The 18,501-nt window shown below is 67.2% G+C and carries 15 protein-coding genes; 6 read left to right on the forward strand and 9 right to left on the reverse strand.

Translation table 11 applies throughout. The features are described 5' to 3' along the window. Window positions 1–19: 19 nt before the first annotated feature. Both ACTZQ5_RS03630 and ACTZQ5_RS03635 read right to left on the reverse strand, forming a co-directional pair. Window positions 20–898 (reverse strand): SDR family NAD(P)-dependent oxidoreductase, encoded by an 879-nt coding sequence (locus tag ACTZQ5_RS03630; protein WP_443583802.1) that lies wholly within the window; start codon window positions 896–898, stop codon window positions 20–22. Between the two features lie 75 nt (window positions 899–973). Next, window positions 974–1,642, reverse strand: a complete 669-nt coding sequence (locus tag ACTZQ5_RS03635; RefSeq protein WP_443584133.1) for a TetR/AcrR family transcriptional regulator — start codon at window positions 1,640–1,642, stop codon at window positions 974–976. Window positions 1,643–1,790: 148 nt separating this feature from the next. On the opposite strand from ACTZQ5_RS03635, the gene ACTZQ5_RS03640 reads away from it, so the two are divergent. Both ACTZQ5_RS03640 and ACTZQ5_RS03645 read left to right on the forward strand, forming a co-directional pair. Continuing rightward, window positions 1,791–3,110, forward strand: a complete 1,320-nt coding sequence (locus tag ACTZQ5_RS03640) for a spinster family MFS transporter (protein WP_443583803.1) — start codon at window positions 1,791–1,793, stop codon at window positions 3,108–3,110. Beyond that, window positions 3,107–4,747 (forward strand): carboxylesterase/lipase family protein, encoded by a 1,641-nt coding sequence (locus tag ACTZQ5_RS03645; RefSeq protein WP_443583804.1) that lies wholly within the window; start codon window positions 3,107–3,109, stop codon window positions 4,745–4,747. The genes ACTZQ5_RS03640 and ACTZQ5_RS03645 overlap by 4 nt, the downstream gene beginning before the upstream one ends. Window positions 4,748–5,046: 299 nt before the next feature. Here ACTZQ5_RS03645 and ACTZQ5_RS03650 read toward each other — a convergent pair whose 3' ends face one another. Both ACTZQ5_RS03650 and ACTZQ5_RS03655 read right to left on the reverse strand, forming a co-directional pair. Next, window positions 5,047–6,618, reverse strand: a complete 1,572-nt coding sequence (locus tag ACTZQ5_RS03650; RefSeq protein ID WP_443583805.1) for an AMP-binding protein — start codon at window positions 6,616–6,618, stop codon at window positions 5,047–5,049. 3 nt (window positions 6,619–6,621) lie between these two features. Next, window positions 6,622–8,823: a TonB-dependent receptor gene (locus ACTZQ5_RS03655; protein ID WP_443583806.1), complete on the reverse strand. Its 2,202-nt coding sequence runs from the start codon at window positions 8,821–8,823 to the stop codon at window positions 6,622–6,624. Between the two features lie 269 nt (window positions 8,824–9,092). Here ACTZQ5_RS03655 and ACTZQ5_RS03660 point away from each other — a divergent pair, with 269 nt between their 5' ends. Next, on the forward strand, window positions 9,093–9,866 hold the full coding sequence (locus ACTZQ5_RS03660; RefSeq protein ID WP_443583807.1) for an SDR family oxidoreductase: 774 nt from the start codon (window positions 9,093–9,095) through the stop codon (window positions 9,864–9,866). 29 nt (window positions 9,867–9,895) lie between these two features. On the opposite strand, the gene ACTZQ5_RS03665 is transcribed toward ACTZQ5_RS03660, so the two are convergent. The 4 genes from ACTZQ5_RS03665 to ACTZQ5_RS03680 form a co-directional block, all read right to left on the reverse strand. Then, window positions 9,896–10,579: a Fe2+-dependent dioxygenase gene (locus tag ACTZQ5_RS03665; RefSeq protein ID WP_443583808.1), complete on the reverse strand. Its 684-nt coding sequence runs from the start codon at window positions 10,577–10,579 to the stop codon at window positions 9,896–9,898. Then, a complete protein-coding gene (locus ACTZQ5_RS03670; RefSeq protein ID WP_443583809.1) occupies window positions 10,573–11,304 on the reverse strand; it encodes a tetratricopeptide repeat protein in 732 nt (243 codons plus the stop codon). Before ACTZQ5_RS03670 ends, ACTZQ5_RS03665 begins: the two co-directional genes overlap by 7 nt. A 7-nt stretch (window positions 11,305–11,311) precedes the next feature. Next, window positions 11,312–13,777: a TonB-dependent receptor gene (locus ACTZQ5_RS03675; RefSeq protein ID WP_443583810.1), complete on the reverse strand. Its 2,466-nt coding sequence runs from the start codon at window positions 13,775–13,777 to the stop codon at window positions 11,312–11,314. Window positions 13,778–13,941: 164 nt separating this feature from the next. Further along, entirely contained in the window at window positions 13,942–14,319 is a 378-nt protein-coding gene (locus ACTZQ5_RS03680; protein ID WP_443583811.1) for a winged helix-turn-helix transcriptional regulator, read from the reverse strand. Window positions 14,320–14,411: 92 nt separating this feature from the next. On the opposite strand from ACTZQ5_RS03680, the gene ACTZQ5_RS03685 reads away from it, so the two are divergent. After that, entirely contained in the window at window positions 14,412–15,473 is a 1,062-nt protein-coding gene (locus ACTZQ5_RS03685) for an SDR family oxidoreductase (protein ID WP_443583812.1), read from the forward strand. Window positions 15,474–15,709: 236 nt separating this feature from the next. Here ACTZQ5_RS03685 and ACTZQ5_RS03690 read toward each other — a convergent pair whose 3' ends face one another. Further along, window positions 15,710–16,792 carry a glycoside hydrolase family 31 protein gene (locus tag ACTZQ5_RS03690; RefSeq protein WP_443583813.1) on the reverse strand — a complete coding sequence of 361 codons (1,083 nt, stop codon included), beginning with the start codon at window positions 16,790–16,792 and terminating at the stop codon, window positions 15,710–15,712. Window positions 16,793–16,817: 25 nt separating this feature from the next. On the opposite strand from ACTZQ5_RS03690, the gene ACTZQ5_RS03695 reads away from it, so the two are divergent. Further along, entirely contained in the window at window positions 16,818–17,324 is a 507-nt protein-coding gene (locus ACTZQ5_RS03695; protein WP_443583814.1) for a GntR family transcriptional regulator, read from the forward strand. 106 nt (window positions 17,325–17,430) lie between these two features. After that, window positions 17,431–18,495, forward strand: a complete 1,065-nt coding sequence (locus ACTZQ5_RS03700; protein WP_443583815.1) for a TSUP family transporter — start codon at window positions 17,431–17,433, stop codon at window positions 18,493–18,495. Window positions 18,496–18,501 lie beyond the last annotated feature (6 nt).

Raw genomic sequence — 18,501 nt, forward strand, 5'->3', positions numbered from 1 at the left:
TGTAGCAAGGCAGCGGTCGTCAGCGATGGCCTCGTGCCGCCGCGACCTCGCGCTCCGCCTGGACGAAGCCATAGGCCGGGACGATCTCGTCGGCACGATCGGCGATGTCCGGCCAGTGCGCGACGATCTGTTCACCCGCATCGTCGCCGGCGCCGATATAGCGCCCCGCGGTCAGCGTCACATGCGCGGCCGCGACATGGCCCGCCCCCGCGCAGACGATGGCGCGCGTCGGCGCATCGTCGCCGACCAGCGTCAGCAAGGCGGGCGACACCCGATCCGGCGCCAGCAGCGCAAGGCTCTCGGCATCCAGCACGCCTTCGGTCATCTGCGTCGCCGCCGTCGGCGCCAGGCAGTTGACGCGGATGCCGTATTTCTCGCCCTCGATCCCCAGCGTCTGCATCAGCCCGACCAGCGCCATCTTGGCCGCGCCATAATTCGCCTGGCCGAAATTGCCGCAGAGGCCCGACGAGGATGTGGTCATCACGATCCGGCCATGGCCTTGCGCACGCATCGGCTCCCACACCGCCTTGGTGCAGATCGCGGCGCCGATCAGGTGCACGTCGACGACGGTGCGGAAATCCGCGATCGTCATCTTGGCGAAGCTCTTGTCGCGCAGGATGCCGGCATTGTTGACGAGGATGTCCACCCGCCCCCAGGCACCCGATATCGCCGCGACCATTCGCTCGACCGCTTCCTCGTCGGTCACCGACGCGGCGAAGGCCATCGCTTCACCGCCCGCCGCCACGATCTCCGCCGCGACGCGTTCGGCGGCCTCCGCCGATACGTCGTTGACCAGCACCCTGGCGCCCTTGCCGGCCAGATAGAGCGCATGCGCCCGCCCCAGGCCACCGCCAGCACCGGTGATGATCGCAGTTCGTCCGCCAAGCGCCACAGTCACTCTCCTGATTATCATTCGCTCTCTTGATAGCGAATGATAATCAGCGCGCAATATCGATCTGACACGCGATGCCGATCAGGTGCAGATGGAGCGGAAGCCTGCTGCCATGAACGTCGCCATCACCTCCTTCACCGCACCAAAATCGTCGGAATGGCACAGGCCGCCGGACAGTTTGTCGATGCGTCCGGTGCGTGCCAGCGTCAGCATCAGCGCGCCCGTGACGAAGTGATAGCCCCAGAAGATGCGCTCTTCCGGGCATTCCGGCATCGCCGTCTTGAGCAAGGCGATCAGGCGCAGCACGACGGGGTCGAAATGCTGGTCCATCAGCTCGGCGCCCCATTCGGGCGTGTTGGCCACCTGCGCGCCGAGCTTGGCATAATTCTTCCAGCCCTCGCCCCCCTCGATATAGGTGTCGAGGTCGGTATCGAGGAACGCGCGTAGCGCCCCCTCCACCGTCGGCTTGTCGCCGACCGCGGCCTCGTAATCGTCAAGCGCCTTCATCCGCCGTTCGCTGGTCACACCGGCGCGGCGCGAGAAGACGGCGTCGAACAGCGCCTTCTTGTCGGCGAAATAATAATTGAGCAGCGTATGGTGGACGCCGACCTGCTTGGCGACATCCTTCAGCGTGACGCCGTGGAGGCCGTGCTTGGAGAACAGCTCCTCGGCCGCGTCGTAGATCTGCTCCATCGTCGCCGCGCGCTGGTCGGCCTTGCGGGAGCGGCGGGCGGGTTTCTCGGCTTGCATCACCCGTCCGTCCCTCCGGCGTTCGGGCGTTACCGTCAAGCCATTCCGGTCCCATCACGATAAGTTCACACGCAAGTGAGTGTGCATTGACAGGTCCGGAGGAGTGGATCATCCTTCCACCACAAACCACGACACAGTGGGAGAGGGTATGGCGGTTACGAGCAGCATGGCACCGGGTGTGCCCCGGCAGGAACGACGGACGGCACGCGCCCGCCACCCCGGCATCGTGCTCGCGATGCTGACCTTCGTCTACGTCCTCAACTTCCTCGATCGCCAGCTGCTCGGCATCCTCGCCAAGCCGATCCAGGATTCGCTCGGCATCACCGATGGCCAGTTGGGGCTGATCGGCGGGCTGTATTTCGCGATGTTCTATTGCTTCATCGCCATCCCGGTGAGCTGGCTGGCCGATCGCACCAGCCGCGTCGGCGTACTGACGATCGCCTGCGCGATCTGGAGCGCGGCGACGATCGCCTGCGGTCTCGCCCGCACCTATCCGCAACTGGTCGCCGCCCGCATGGTCGTCGGGTTCGGCGAGGCGGGCGGGGTGCCGCCCTCCTATGCGCTCATCACCGACACGTTCGCACCCGGCCGCCGCGGCGTCGCCTTCGGCATCTATAATCTCGGCCCGCCGATCGGCGCGGCGCTGGGCATCGCGCTCGGCGCGACGATCGCCACGCTGTTCGACTGGCGCGATGCCTTCGTCGCGATCGGCGCGGTCGGGATCGTCGCGGCGATCGCCCTGCCCTTCGTCATTCCCGAACCCGCCCGCGGCGCCGCCGACCCCGGCGGCAGCGTGCAGCGGGACATGCAGCGCGACAAGGCGCCGTTCTGGGCGACGCTGCGCGCCTTCTTCACCAATCCGGTGGTGACGCTCGCCGCCTTCGGCAGTGGCGCGACGCAGTTCGTCACGTACGGCCTCGGCAATTTCGCCGTCCTCTTCCTGATCCGGGAAAAGGGCATGACGCTGCCGGAGATCGCGATCTGGTATGCGCTGGCGATCGTCGTCGGCATGGGCGGCGGCATGGTCGCATCGGGCCGGATCATCGATCGCCTGTCACGCCGCTCGCGCCGCGTCTTCGCGGTCGCACCGGCGGTATCGCTCGCCATCGCCATGCCCTTCTACGTCGCCTTCGTCTGGGCGCCTTCCTGGCCGCTCGCGCTGTCGCTGCTGACGGTCGTGATGTTCTTCAACTATTTCTATCTCTCCTGCTCGGTAACGCTGGTGCAGGAAGAGGCGGCGCCCAACCAGCGCGTGCTGGCGGGCGCGCTGCTGCTGCTGGTGATGAACTTCATCGGCCTGGGGCTGGGGCCGACCTGGGTCGGTGCCGCCAGCGACCGGTTCGCCGCCGGCGGCGCCGGCAACGCGCTGCAACTGGCGCTCTACACGCTTACCCCCTTTTACGGCATCGCGATCGGCCTGTTCCTGTGGCTGGCGCGGACGCTGCATCGTCAGGAGACCTCCGCATGAAAGCCCTGCTGCTCGCCACCGCGCTGTCCGGCGCCCTTGCCGGGGCCGCACCCGCCAGCGCAGCCGATCCGGCACCGGTCGTCACCGCACCCGCCGGCACGGTGCGCGGCACCAGCGATGGCGACCTCCGCGTCTTCAAGGGCATACCCTATGCCGCGCCGCCGGTCGGTGCGTTGCGCTGGCGCCCGCCTGCACCGCTGCCCCGCTGGACCGGCGAGCGGGCGGCCACGTCGTTCGGTGCCGCCTGCGTCCAGCCGCAAGGTTCCAACGCTACGATCTACGCAGGGCCGCCGATGCCGGTCAGCGAAGACTGCCTGACGCTCAACATCTGGACACCCGCGAACGCCCGCAATGCGCCGGTGATGGTCTGGATCCACGGCGGCGCGCTGGTCAGCGGATCGAGCCGCGAACCGATGTACGACGGCCGCAAGCTCGCCGAACGCGGCATCGTCGTCGTGTCGATCAACTATCGGCTCGGCGTGCTCGGCTGGCTGGCGCACCCCTGGCTCAGCCGCGAATCGCGCCAGCGCGTGTCGGGCAATTACGGCCTGCTCGATCAGATCGCCGCGCTGACCTGGGTCCGCGACAATATCGGCGCGTTCGGCGGCGATGCGCGCCAGGTCACGGTGGCGGGGGAAAGCGCCGGCGGCCTCAGCACGCTGTACCTGATGTCCTCGCCCGCGGCGCGCGGCCTGTTCACCCGGGCGATCGCGCAGAGCGGCTATATGATCTCGATGCCGGACCTGCGCAAAGCCGCCTTCGGCATGCCGTCCGGCGAAGGCGGCGGGCAGCTGCTGACCGGTGCGTTGCAGGTGCCGGACATCGCCGGCCTGCGCGGCATGGATGCGCAGGCGCTGACCGACACCGCGGCGAAGCTCGGTTTCGCGCCGTTCGGCGTGGTCGACGGCGCGGTCCTGCCGCAGCAGATGGTCGATGCCTTCGATCAGGGACGCCAGGCGCCGGTGCCGGTGCTCGCCGGCTTCAACCAGGGCGAGATCCGCTCGCTGCGCATGCTCGCGCCCAAGGCGCCGGCGGATGCCGCGGCCTATGAAAAGGCGATCCGCGCGTCCTACGCGGACCTCGCCGACCGCTTCCTGCAACTCTACCCCGCCGCCGATTATCGGGAGAGCATCCTCGCGACCACGCGCGATGCGCTCTACGGCTGGACCTCGGAGCGGCTGGTCCGCAAGCAGGCGGCGCTCGGCCAGCCTGCCTATCTCTACCTGTTCGATCATGGCTATCCGGCGATGGACGGGGCCGATCTGCACGCCTTCCACGCCAGCGAGCTGCCGTTCGTCTTCGGCACGCCGGACGGCACGCCGCCACGCTGGCCGAAGGTGCCCGATACGCCGGGCGAACGCGCGCTGTCCGACGCGATGCTCGACTATTGGGCGAGCTTCGTGCGCGACGGCAAGCCGGTCGCCAGGAATGCGGCGCCGTGGCCCGCCTATGACGCTGCGCGCAGCTACATGCATTTCGCCGCGACGCCCCAGCCCGCACGCGACCTGATGCCCGGCATGTTCGCGCTCAACGAAAGCGTGATGTGCCGCCGCCGCGCGACCGGCACGATCGGCTGGAACTGGAACGTCGGCCTCGCCGCCCCGAAGCTGCCGCCGAAAGCGGCCGGCTGCGAATGAGCGTCGGGTAGAGCCCCTTTCCGTGCCGGGCAGCGCTATCGCATATGGGCTGTCTGATCCGCGCTGATGTTCTCTATTCCTTCGTCACCCCGGACTTGTTCCGGGGTCCACCGCGCCGCACACCGATAGGCTATGGATTTACGGCACGGTGGACCCCGGAACGAGTCCGGGGTGACGGAGAATATTGGGAAGGCATGCCCTTCACCCGAGCCCAGCAGCCGTCGTAGCGATATGCGATAGCCCTCCCCTCAAGGGCCGGGCGCGTCTCACCGAACCACCGCTCACAACGATCCCGCAGGTCACCCCACGGTGCGGGCGACGATCCGCCCCTGCGCGTAATCGGCGCGCAGGCGCTGTTTGTCGATCTTGCCGGTCGCGGCGAGCGGCATCGTGCCGACCGTGGCGACCCGATCCGGAATCCACCAGTCCGCCACCCGGCCGCGGAGCAGCGCGAGCAGCTGGCCCGCGTCACCTTCCGCTCCCTCGATCACCAGCACCGGGCGTTCCCCCCAGCGCGGATCGGGCCGGGCGATGACCGCGACATGGCGGACGGAGGGATGCGCGCCGACGATCGCCTCGATCTCGGCCGGATTGATCCATTCGCCGCCCGACTTGATGAGATCCTTGGCCCGGCCGCAGATCGTCAGGTGACCGGCGGCGTCGATCATCGCGAGATCGCCGGTGTCGAAATATCCCTCCGCGTCGAGCACGTCCGCGTCGGCGCCATAATAGCGGTCGAGCACGCTCGGCCCGCGCACCTTGAGGTGGCCCAGCGTCCCGCGCTGCTCCGCCAGCGTCCTGCCCTCGGCGTCGGTCAGCTTGAGGTCGAGGCCGACCGGTGGCCGCCCCGCCGATCCCGACGGACCGGGGGGCGCGTCGGCGGGCGCGATCGTGCCGACCGGCGACAATTCGGTCATGCCCCAGCTCGTCTGGACGCGGGCGCCGAGGCGGCTCTGCAACCGCTCGAGCAGCGCATCGGGACAGGCCGATCCGCCGATCACGATCCGCTCCAGCGTCGGAACCGCCTCGCCCGTCCGGTCGAGGTGATCGACCAGCCCCAGCCATACCGTCTGGACGCCGACCGCCACCGTCACGCCTTCATCGCGGATCAGCCGGGCAAGGCTCGCGCCGTCGAGATGCCGCCCCGGCAGCACCAGCTTCGTGCCCGCCGCCGGCGCCGCGAAGGGCAGCCCCCAGCCGTTGGCATGGAACATCGGCACCGCCAGCAGCAACGTATCGCGCGCGGTGATCGCGATCGCGTCCGCCTGCAACGCGCGCAGCGTGTGCAGATAGTTCGACCGGTGCGTATAGAGCACGCCCTTGGGCCGCCCGGTGGTGCCGGAGGTATAGCATAGCCCCGCCGGCGCCTCCTCGGCGAACGCGCCCCACGGTACCGGCGCGCCCCGTTCGGCGAGCAGCGCCTCGATGCCGATCGCATCCTCCGCATCAGCCTCGCCGTCGAGCACCACGACGTGGCGGACGCGCGGGCAGAGCGGCAGCACCTGGCGCAGCAACGGCATCAGGTCCGCGGCCACCGCCAGGATGCGGTCGTCCGCCTCGTCGACCATCGCCGCCAGTTGCGCCGCGGTCAGCCGCGGGTTGAGCGTGTGGCACACGCCCCCCGCCCCCATCACGCCGTAATAGACCTCCAGATGGTGCTGCGTGTTCCAGGCGAGCGTGCCGACGCGGTCGCCCTGCGCCATGCCCAGCGCGATCAGCGCCCCCGACAGCCGGTTCGCCCGCTCGCGCAACGCCGCATAGCCGAGGCGCGCGACCGCCCGGCCCTGTTCGGCCCACACCACTTCCCGCTCGCCGAACCATGTGCCGGCGTGGGTCAGGAACGTGTCGACGGTCAGTGCGAAGCTCTGCATGCGTCAGAACGCCTTCAGGATCTTCAGCCCGTATTGCCGCGGCGGCCCTGCGAAATAGAGGCCGCTGTTCAGCGCCGCGGGGTAATGCTGGTCGGTCAGGTTGGTCGCATAGGCGGTCACCGTCACCGTTCCCTTGGCGAGCGCCAGCTGCGCGTTGACGATGTTGCGCGCCGGCAGCCGGTCGCCGAGCAGGCTGTTCTCGAACAGCGTCGCCCATTGCGGCGCGATGTGGCCGTAGTTCGCACGCGGCGTCAGCGTCGCGCCGCCACCCAGCGCGATCTCATAGGCCGCACCGACGTTGAAGGTGAAGTTGGGCGCATAGCTCTGGTCCATGCCCTCGAGGTTGCGGCACGATGCGCTCGCCGGTCCGGTGTTGATGTTGCACGCCGCCGTCGCCGGAATGCGCGGGTCAGTCGCGTAGAAGCGGCCGAGTTCGCTGTGCAGCACGTTCATGCCGACATCGAAGCTGAATGCGCCGAGCTTCACGTCCGCTTCCGCTTCGAAGCCGTAGATCTTGGTCTTGCCCGGCACGTTGACCTGCAGGCCGAACACGGGGATCGCCGGATTGCCGATCGTGACCTGGAAATCCTCGTAATCGTTGTAGAAGGCGCTGACCGTGGTGCGGATGCGGCGATCGGCGAAATTCGCCTTCCACCCCGCTTCGTAGGATCTCACCTGCTCCGCCCCGAACGGCGCCGGGTTGCCGAGCCCGACGGGCACGTTGAGCCCGCCCGGCTTGAAGCCGGTCGCGACGAAGGCATACAGGTAATGATCGCGCGTCGCCTCCCAGCCCAGCGACACCTTGTACGACACGTCGTCCGATCGGGTTTCCTGCTCCGCGACGATCGGCGTGCCATATTGCAGCACGTCGATATCGTTGCGGCTGCGACTGGCGGTGTAGCGGGCGCCGGCCTCCAGCTTCAGCTTGGGCGTGATGACGAAGCCGACCTGCCCGAACGCGGCAAGCGAGCGGTTGGGGTTGATCCCCTGCAACCGGTATTCGGTCAGCCGGTTGCCGAGCGGCGCACCGATCACGAACTGGTAGGGCGACAGGAACGTATATTTGTTCCACAGGCCGAACGCGCCGAGCAGGTAGGTGAACCGCTTCGTATCGGGCGAGATCAGCGTGATCTCCTGCGAGATCTGCCGTTCGTCGACGCTGTCGAAGAAGGTGCGGTTGGCCGTCGCCGTGCCGTCCAGGTCGGCGCGGTACATGGTGTTGCCGCTGGCATAGGCGCTGACCGAGCGCAGCTGCATGCCGTTGTCGAATTCGTAGTTCACGCGCAGGATCGAACGGTAGAATTTGTCGCGCGCTGCCTGCGGGGAATTGGCGGTGATGTCGAACAGGTCGCGGAAGTTCGGGTTGGCGATCGTGGTGCCGGGCAGCGTGCGGAACCGGTTGGTGTAGGGGCTGGCCGGATAGGCCCCCATGTCGAGGTAGTCGACGTCGGTCTTCGACAGGATCGTCAGCTGCGTCGTCGGCTTCCACAGCAGGCTGAAGCGCCCGGCGAGCTGGCGCACGTCGCCGTTGTTGCCGTTGTACGGCGCGCCGTTCGGGCCGGTGATATGGTAGAAGCCGTTGCGCCGCGTGCCGAACACCGCGAAGCGGGCAGCGAGCGTATCGCTCACCGGGATGTTGAGCGCGCCCTGCACGCCGGCTTCGGAATAATTGCCGACGTTGGCGTTGACGTAGCCGTGATAGTCGCCGCCGATGATCGGATCGTTGCTGTTGACGAACACCGCGCCGCCAGTGGCGTTCTGGCCGACGATCGTGCCCTGCGGACCGCGCAGCACCTGGATGTTGGCGACGTCGTAATAGGGTTCCTGCTGGAAATAGCCGGGGAAGGTCGGCGCGCCGTCGCGATAGGTGATGACGCCGGTCGCGGTCTGCGTGTTATGCTCGCCCTTGCCGATGCCGCGGACGTTGAAGTCGATGCCCTGGCCAAAATTGTTGACCACGATGCTCGGCGAGGCGAACTGGAGCGCATCGACATTGGCGACGCCCTTGTTGGCAAGGTCGGTGCCCGACAGCACCGAGCCCGACAGCGGCGTGGTTTGCAGGTTCTCGTTGCGGCGGCGGGCGGTGACGATGATCTCGCCCTGGTCGGGCGACGGGCTTTCGGCCTGCTCGCTCGAAGCGCCGGGATCGGCGGGAACGGCCTGGGCGAGCGCATCGCCCGTCCAGACGAGAGCCAGGGCAGACACACCGAGCCAGCACGTACGAAGCCGCATAATCCCCTCCACCGACATATCGCGCTCTTCGGCGCCACTGACGCAGGGGTGCATGATCGTCGCAGCGAATGCAAGCTTATTCACTCACGTGATAGCGATTTACTATTTCCGTTGTTCTTCTGGTCCGTGAGGCGCGCTGGGCGGCGACCACGCACGCCGCCAGAGGCGGTGTCGCATTGAACGATCGGCTGCCCCGATCATTTGGGCCGGGTCACGCCCGTATCATCAGGAGCCAAACGACCATGAAGACCAGCGGCAACACGATCCTGATGACCGGCGGCGGTAGCGGCATCGGTGAAGCGCTTGCCCACCGCTTCCACGATCGTGGCGATACCGTCATCATCGCCGGTCGCCGCCAGGACGCGCTCGACCGCGCCGCTGCGGGACGCGCGGGCATCCATACGGTCACACTCGACGTGGAGGATTCGGACGCCATCGACGCATTTGCAGAGCGGATCGTTACCGACTTTCCGGATCTCAACGTGCTGTTCAACAACGCGGGCATCATGCAGTTCGAGGATCTTACGCGCCGCCGCGATCTCTCCGCTGCCGAAGCGACGCTGGCGATCAACCTGCTCGGCCCCATCCGCCTGACCAATGCGCTGATCGAGCATCTTGCGACCCGGCCCGATGCCGCGATCGTCACCGTGACGTCGGGCCTTGCCTTCGTACCGCTGGTGGCGGCACCGACCTATTCGGCGACCAAGGCCGCCATCCATTCCTACACCGTTTCGCTGAGAACGCAGCTGGCCGGCAAGATCGAGATCATCGAGGTCGCGCCACCCGGCGTACGGACGGACCTTACCCCCGGACAGGCCAATCGGCCCGGCTACATGCCGCTCGATTCCTTTGCGGATGCGGTCGCGGAGCAGTTCGCGCGGCATCCGACACCATCGGAAATCCTGGTCGACGAGGTCCAGTTCCTCAGGCAGGCGGAACGGGAAGGGCGCTTCGACGAGACGCTGAAGACCCTGACCGAACGTGCGGCCCAGCAACGAGCCGCCGGTGGTTCATGACCCTCTTGCGCGCATCCGCCGCCGGTACGTCAGGCGTCGGCCCAGCGCCGCAGCAGATTGTGATAGACTCCGGTCAGGCGGATGGCGGCGGGATCATCCTGGCCGTGGCGACCGGCGACATCCTGCGTCGCCTGGTCTAGCTCGAACAAGAGCCGACGTTCCCCATCGTCGCGCACCATCGATTCGATCCAGAAGAACGAAGCCGAGCGCGTTCCACGGGTCACCGGTTCGACCCGATGCAGGCTCGACGCCGGATAGACGACGAGATGCCCCGCCGGCAGCTTGACCCGCTGCTCGCCGAACTGCTCCTCGACCACCAGTTCGCCGCCATCGTAGCTGTCGGGATCTGCCAGGAAGAGCGTGGCCGACAGGTCGCTACGAATCCGGAAATCGGTGCCGCGCTGCATGCGGATGGCATTGTCGACATGCGTGCCGAAGCGCTGCCCGCCGGTGTAGCGGTTGAACAGCGGCGGAAAGACCTTGCGCGGCAGCGCCGATGCTATGAACACCGGCGAACGACCGAGTGCGTCGAGGATGATGCCACCCGCCTCGCGCGCCGCCGGCGATCCCTCGGGAAGCTGCTCGTTACGTTTCGCCAGTGCCGATTGGGCGCCGGACGTGGCATTGCCGTCGACCCACTCGGCGGCGTCCAGCAGCTGTCGCACACGGCCCAGTTCCGCAGCCGCCAGCAGCCCGGGTATGACGATCAGCATGCCTCCGCCCTCGCCGCGGCGGCGCCCCATGCGCGCACATCGGCGCGTTCATGTGCCGCAAGCCAGGCCGATACCTTCGCCCGGAACTGCGGCGTGCCGCCCTCCAGCGACCGACGGAGCCATGTGCCGGCCTCGTCGATGTTGCCGTCGATCAACAGCATGCGGGCGTGATTGAACGCGCCGCGGAAATCGCCGCCCTCTGCCGCCCGTCGGTAACAGGAGGCTGCACGTCGCGGATCGCGCTCGCATGCCCAGCCGTCCTCGGCGAAACTCCCGACATAATTGGTCGCCTTGGCATAGCCCATCGCATCCGCTTTCTCGAACAAGGCAAGCGCCGCGGCCTTGTCCTCCGCAACGCCGTGCCCGAGGGTGAGGAGCGTTGCGTGGTTGTAGATCGCCTCGACCAGGCCGCGCGCTGCGGCGACCCGGTAGCATTCGGCTGCCCGCGCCTTGTCGATGGCAACGCCCCAGCCGAGATCGTAGCAGCGGCCGACCATGTTGAGCGCCATCAGATGGTGCTGCGCCGCCGACTTGACGAACCAGCCGAACGCCTCGCGTGGATCGGCCGCTACCCCGACGCCATCCAGAAGCATCTGACCGAATACCGCCTGCGCTTCGGCATGGCCCAGCAGCGCCGCCTGGCGCAGGAACGCCGCCCGCTCCGCCGGCGGCGCGGCGAGGCGGACGGCGATCTCTTCGCGGGACAGGGCGTCGAGCGTGGTCATGCACTCATCAGAACTTGACGTTGACGGTACCGAAGACGGTACGTCCGGCAGCGATCCCGGCATAGTGCGTCGTGAACGTCTGGCTGAAATAGGCCTTGTCGGTGAGGTTCTGCGCATTCACCGCGACCGATACGTTCTGCGTCAGATCGAGGCTCGCTCGCGCATCGAAGCGCCAGTATCCGGGCGTCGAACGATATAGCACCTTGGTCGCGGGATTGATCGTCACGACGCCGGCCGCGGTCTGCACGGCCGATCGATTGTCCTGATACCCGCCATAGACCCGGCTCTGGTAGATCGCCGTGCCGCCCAGCTGCAGCCTGCCGAACAGCGTGACGTTGGTCGTTCCGGTGAAGCTGTTCCGTGCCGTCTGTGGCAGGCGCTTGCCCGTATTCACCGACGGTACGTAGACGACCTGCGCCGCCCGTGCGCCGACCGCAGGCGCCGTGAGCGTGCTCGTGCCCCCATCGATGATCCTCGCATCCAGGTAGCTGTATCCGCCGAAGACGGTCCATCCAGGCAGGATGGTGCCGCTCGCGTTCAGCTCGAAACCGCGGATGCGGCTTTCGCCGATGAACTGGATCGTATTCGGATCGACCTGGACGCGGGTGTTGCTGATCTCCGTCTGGAATACGGCCGCGCCGAGTTGCAGGCCATCGTTGATAAGGCTCGCCTTGGCACCCAGCTCATAGGACCGCGTCTTCTGCGGCTTCAGCTGATCGAGAAAGTTCGCGGTCGCAGCCGTCGTCGGAAGGGCATTGTCCTCGCGCCCTTCGCCGAGCAGACTGTTGGGTGGCGTCGCGCTGGTCGCATAGCTGCCGTAGAGGCTCGTCTGCGCGGTCGGCTTGAAGACGAGGCCCGCCTGCCAGTTGAACAGGCTGTCGGTACGCGACACCTTCAGCTGTGTCGTGGCGGTCGGTGCGGTGATCGCGCTCGATTTGAAGCGGTCGTAGCGCGCACCCAGGTTCAGGATCAGCTGCGGTACGATGGTGATCGAATCGAAACCATAGACAGCCTGCGTAATGCCATGGTTCTGCGTCTCTGCGGTGACCGGGCTGCGGACGATCGGCGTCGTCACGGCGGAGCTGTCGCTGACGTAATTGACCCAGGGATCGTTCGGATTGGGCGTGAAAAGGCTGGTGCAGTTGTAACGCGCGATGGTGGCCGCATTGCAGCGTGGCGACACGGTCGAGCCGGTGGCGAGCAGATAGGTGCCGCGCCGGGTCTTCTCCCAGGCGAACTCCGTTCCGACCGAGAAGCTGTGCTGTATGCCACCCGTCTCGGCCGTGCCGTACAGGTCGGTCTGGTCGATCAGGCCCTGCGTGTAACCCCACCGCGTGTTGGCCCTGCGCCAGACATAGCCGCCGCTGGTGATGGAGCCTGCGGAATCGTTCGGGTTCACCGCTGCATTGCCGTAGACGTTGCCCTGACTGTCGTCTGGCTGGGTGAAGATATAGCGTTGACGCGTATCGGTGAAACGGGCGGTATTGCGCAGCGTCACCCCGCCGAAATCATGCTCGGCGCGGAACATGACCTGATCGGTGTTGGTCTTGCGGAAATCGCGGTTGCGCAAGCCGTAGAACGTCGAGCGATCGACGTTGCCGGTCACTCCGCCCCGCGTCGTGAAACGGCCCAGGACAGGCTCCACGCGGATGTTGCCCGTGCCGGGCGCATTGGCCAGCGTGTAGCGGTACGGCAATCCGCTGTCGGGCAACTCGTCGGTTTCGAGATGATAATAGAGCGCGGTCAGCCGGGTCGGCGTTCCAAGCCCGATGGTGACCGATGGCGAGACGCCCCATCGCCGGGACCAGATCGCATCCCGGCCCGCCACGTCCTGGTCGTGGTACACGCCCTCGACCCGGAAGGCGGCCATGTCGCTGATCCGCAGGTTCAGATCGCCGGTGAACCGCTTGAAATCGGCGTTGCCGTAGCTGCCCGACACGCTGCCGAAGTCGCGCGCCTGCGGCAGCTTCGAGATGATATTGATCGTACCGCCGGCCGATCCGCGGCCGCCCAGGGTCGAATCCGAACCTCGGACGATCTGGATCGAATCCACGGCGAACACCTCGCGGCTTTGCGAGCCGAGATCGCGTACCCCGTCGACATAGATCGATCCCTGACTGTCGAAGCCGCGGATGAAGGGGCGATCGCCCACCGGGTTGCCGCCCTCGGCCGCACCGAACGTGATCCCGGGAACGGTACGCAGCGCATCCTGCAACGTGACCGATCCCGTCTGTTCGATCGTCTGGGCGTTCAGTTCGACGATCGAACGCGGCGTGTTGACGATCGGCGCGACATCCTTGGGATCGGCGTCGCGCCGCATCCGCTCCCCGTTGACCAGGATGTCGTCGGCACCATGGACCTGCTGAGGTTCCGGCGCCACGACCTTGTCCTCGGCATAGGCCGGCGCCGTGGCGAAGGCGCCGACACACGTCAGCGCCAGGAACGTGCCGGATCGTTGCACATGATTGGTCATCTGATTCCCCCTTTATGGAGGCGCCATTATTGCGAATGATTATCACCGTCAATGCTAATGCGAGTCGCTCTCGCAAACATGCAGTTCCGATTCCCTGTCCCGCCGCGCGGCCCAGTCGTACGCATCGGACCGGGGGCTGCGAACGGCGGCGCGTCGCGGATCGCTCACCGGCGTGAGGTCGGGCGCGGCCGCAGGCTGTCCAGCGCATCCGCATTGGCACGCGCCCAGTCGTACAGGAGTTCCACCGGCTCGACGAAGCGGCGTCCAAGATCCGTCAGGCGGTATTCCACCATCGGCGGAATGCTGCCGTGGACATGGCGGGTCAGCAGGCCGCTGGCTTCCATCTCCCGCACCGTCTGCGTCATCATCTTCTTCGAGATGCCCGGCAGGCTGCGCTGGAGCACCGCCGAGCGGGCGGCACCATCGTGACGGGCATGAAGCGTATGCAGCACCATGCTGGTCCACTTGGTCGCGAACAGCTCCAATATGCGACGCGGTGCGCAGTCCTCACGCCATTCATCGTCCGGTGTTCCGGGCCTCATGTGGTTACCTCCTGGTGCCTGGGGACCCAAATGGTGCCGTCTAGAAGTGCGCGCCGGCGGTGCCTAGCTCCTGCGACGACAAGGAGATTTTCATGGCGAAGACGGCATTGGTGGTGGGTGCGAGCGGCATCGTGGGCGGCGCGACCGTATCGCTCCTTCAGGAAGAGGGCTGGACCGTGCACGGACTTGCCCGCAGGCCGCGGGACGATGCGGGGGTCCGGCCGATCGCCGTCGATCTGCAGGACGCCGCGGCGACGGCAACGGCCTTGCACGACCTGCATCCCGATGCCGTCTTCATCACGACGTGGCTGCGGCAGGACAGCGAGGCGGAGAATATCCGGGTCAATTCGGCCATGGTGCGCAACCTGCTCGACGGACTGCCCAGGCCGCGCGGTCCGCGCCACGTCGCGCTGGTCACCGGTCTCAAACACTATCTCGGGCCGTTCGAGGCCTACGGCCAGGGCACGCTGCCGCAGACGCCATTCCGCGAGGAGCAGGGGCGGTTGGACGTCGAGAACTTCTACTATGCGCAGGAAGATGCCTTGTTCGCCGCGGCCGAGCGGGACGGCTTCACCTGGAGCGTGCACCGCCCGCATACGGTGATCGGCCTGGCGGTCGGCAACGCGATGAACATGGGCACGACGCTGGCGGTCTACGCCACCTTGTGCCGGGCAGCCGGACGGCCTTTCACGTTCCCCGGTTCGGCGGCGCAATGGGCGGGGCTGACCGATATGACCGATGCCGGCCAGCTTGCGCGCCATCTTCTTTGGGCTGCGGAGACGACCGGCGCCCACGACGAGGCATTCAACGTCGTCAACGGCGACATCTTCCGCTGGCAATGGATGTGGAGCCGCATCGCCGACTGGTTCGGCGTCGAGGCGGCGCCCTTCGACGGCACCGTGCGGCCACTCGATCAACAGATGGCGGGTGACGCGGCTCTGTGGCGTGAGATCGCAATGCGCGAGGGGCTGGCCGAACCGGATCTTCACCGCCTCGCCTCCCCCTGGCACACCGATGCCGATCTCGGCCGGCCGATAGAGGTGGTCACCGATATGAGCAAAAGCCGCCGGCTCGGCTTTACCGGCTATCAGCCGACCGACGACGCCTTTTTCGCGCTCTTCCAACGGCTTCGCGCCGACCGGCTGATCCCCTGAGCCATCGGGAGAGGATATCGGTCAGGGCGTCGCCTTCGAAGTGCGTCGACGACGCACCCGAACCGGGTCCGGGCAGCCAGGTCTCGAACGCCCGGCCGAACAGGCATGGCCTGCTGGTGCCGGATGCCTCGCCCGGCGATCGGATCGGGACGTCGCTGCCCGAGCGACACAGCCTGCCGACTGGAAGATCGGTTTCGGCGCGGCCATCGCTTCCGGCGCAGGCCGCGCCAGCCTCGTCACTTGGGCCGTTTGATGGTCAGCGGCATCCCGGTATACGCCACCTCGGCATCGAATGCGTCGCTGCTGCCGACAGCCTGTCCGGGTTTCAACCACTTCACCCGCACCATCCGGCGCGATTGCATCCCTTTCCACCCCTGGCCTTCCCGCGCGGCGAGCGCCACGGTGCCGGTGCGGTCGTCATAGCCGATCGGCGTCCTCGCGAACGCTCCCGTCTTGTAGGCGGTGCTGGTGCCATCATCCTCGTAGAGCGAAAAGTGGCCATCGGCGCCGGTGTAGATGACGAGCGTGATGGGCGCCTCGGGTCGCTGGTCCACATATTGCGTCACGGGGCCCATCGGCACGATCGCACCGGCACGAACGAACAGCGGCATCCGCTCGAACGGCGCAGGCACCGTGGCGCTGGCGCCGCCGCGATACGCCGTGCCGGTGATGAAGTCGTACCAGGTCCCGCGCCCTGGAAAATAGACCGGCCGACTGCGCGCCTTGTACGCGGTCACCGGCGCGACGAGGAACGCGTCGCCAAACAGATATTCGTCGTTCACGACGCGCGCGGTCCGGTCCTGCGGGTAATCGGCAGCCAGTGCGCGAATGATGCTGCCGTCCCGCTGATAGGTGTCGGCACCCAGCGTGTAGATGTAGGGCATCAGCCGGTAACGCAATTCGTCGTACCAGATCATCGAGCTACGCATCGGCGACCCGTCCGGGCTGATCTCGTAGATTTCCCGATACACCGCCTCGCCATGGCTGCGGAACAGCGGGCTCAACGCCCCGAACTGGAACCAGCGCAGGTTGAGCTCGCGCCATTCGTCGAGGTCGGATGGCTTGGGGGCCTTGACGGCGTAACGATCCTCGACCGTGAAGCCGCCGATATCGTGCGTCCAATTGGGCAATCCCGACATCGACGCATTGACGCCCGCGGGTATCTGCGCCCTGAAGTCGTCCCACCGGCTGGCCGTGTCGCCGGACCAGATCGCGGCGCTGTAACGCTGCAGCCCGCCGAAACCCGATCGCGTCAGCACGAGCGGTCGTACATCGGGCTTGAAGGCGGTCCACCCCTCGTAGAAGGCGCGAGCATTCATCAGCGGATAGCCCCTGCGTGACGCCTTGCGCACGCTCGAGAACGAGGGGCTGATCACGATCCACTCGCGTTCGTGCATCCGTTTCGTCAAGGCGGACCTGGAATTGTCGCGGTCGACCTATCAGTTCCGCTCGCTGATCGAGCAGGCAGGCGCGCGATCGCTCGCCGAGACGGGGGACGCACGTATCATCGCTCAGATGATCGCGGCGCATCGCGATCTGCTCGCAGTGCTCGATCAGGCCGACCTGGGACCGGCGGAGGAGGAACGCCTGGGGCAGTTGGAGGAACAACTGCACGGCGCGTTGATCGCGGCGCTGCGTAACCCGCTGATCGAGATCACGGCTCGGCGGCTGAAGAACTATGTCACGCTGGTGCGGCTCGATCGGCTCGTCACCAGACCTCTGGCGATACGGACGTTGCGCGAGCATCTCGACATCCTCGAAGCCTGCGCGAGCCGCGATGCGGATGCGGCGGAGATCGCGCTCGCCAGCCACTTCCAGCAGGCGCTGCAACGGATCCTCGGCATGGCGTGACGCCTGCGGGTCATGCGGCCGCCCAGCGACCGGACGGCCGGAGTATCCGGCCGCAATGGTCCGTGATCGGCGCGACATCCACGCATGATATGGCTAGGACGGCGACGTGATCGTCGCCCTGGTCTTCGTCGCCGCCTTCCTCGCCTTCATCGTCAGCGCCGTGGCGGGTGGCGGCGCCGGACTGGTGCTGGTGCCGCTGTTGCGCCTGATCCTGCCCGTCGCCTCGATCCCCGGCGCGCTGTCGATCGGCACCGCGGCGAGTTCGCTCTCGCGCATCTGGTTGTTCCGCCCCCACATCCGCTGGGATGTCGTCCGGCGCTTCGTGCCTGCCGCGCTGCCTGCCGCGGCGCTCGGCGCGTGGCTGCTGACGCAGTTCGAGGCGGTGTACGTCGAATTCCTGCTCGGCTGCTTCCTGCTGCTCAACCTGCCCGCGCTGTTCCGGCGCATGCCGGCACCGGGCACGGAGGCGCCGCTGCCGCTCGCGCGCCTGCCGTTGCTCGGCGCCGCCGCCGGCCTGCTGTCGGGGTTCACCGGCGCGGTCGGTGTCGTCTTCAACCGTGCCTATTACCGGATGGGGCTGAGCAAGGCCGAGATCGTCGCCACCCGCGCCACCAACGAGGTGTTGCTGCACCTGTTGAAGATCGCGCTCTATGCCGCCTTCGGCCTGTTGCCGCGTTCGGCGCTGATCGCCGGCGGGCTGGTCGCCGCTGCCGCCGTGCTCGCCTCGCTCGCATCGCGGCGCGTCCTGTCGCTGATGCGCGAAAGCCTGTTCCGCCGCGCCGGACTGCTGGCGATGGTGGCGTCGGGCATCGCGATGTTCAGCCTGTCGGGCAGCCAGATCATGGCGATCCACCGCGCCTGGATCACCTATGTCGCACCCGGCGACGAGAGGGAAATCCAACTCTATTGGGGCGGCACCCGCCGCGCCGCGATCGAGCGGGAGGATGACGGGCGCCTCGTCGTCGAACGGGTGGTGGCGCCGGCGCAGCTTCCCCCTGCCGTGCGCGCGGCGCTGCCGACGATCGCTGCCGGGGGCGCGATCGTGATGATCGAGGAAGTGCGCGGCAACGGCCTGTACTACGAGGTTTACCGTCGCCACGACGGGATAGTCAGCAAGCTGGAAATCTCCCCCCAGGGCACGCCACGCAACCGTGCACTGCCAGACCACTGATCCGCC

Origin of the sequence: Sphingomonas cellulosilytica (assembly GCF_052321755.1) — a bacterium.
Classification (GTDB): domain Bacteria; phylum Pseudomonadota; class Alphaproteobacteria; order Sphingomonadales; family Sphingomonadaceae; genus Sphingomonas.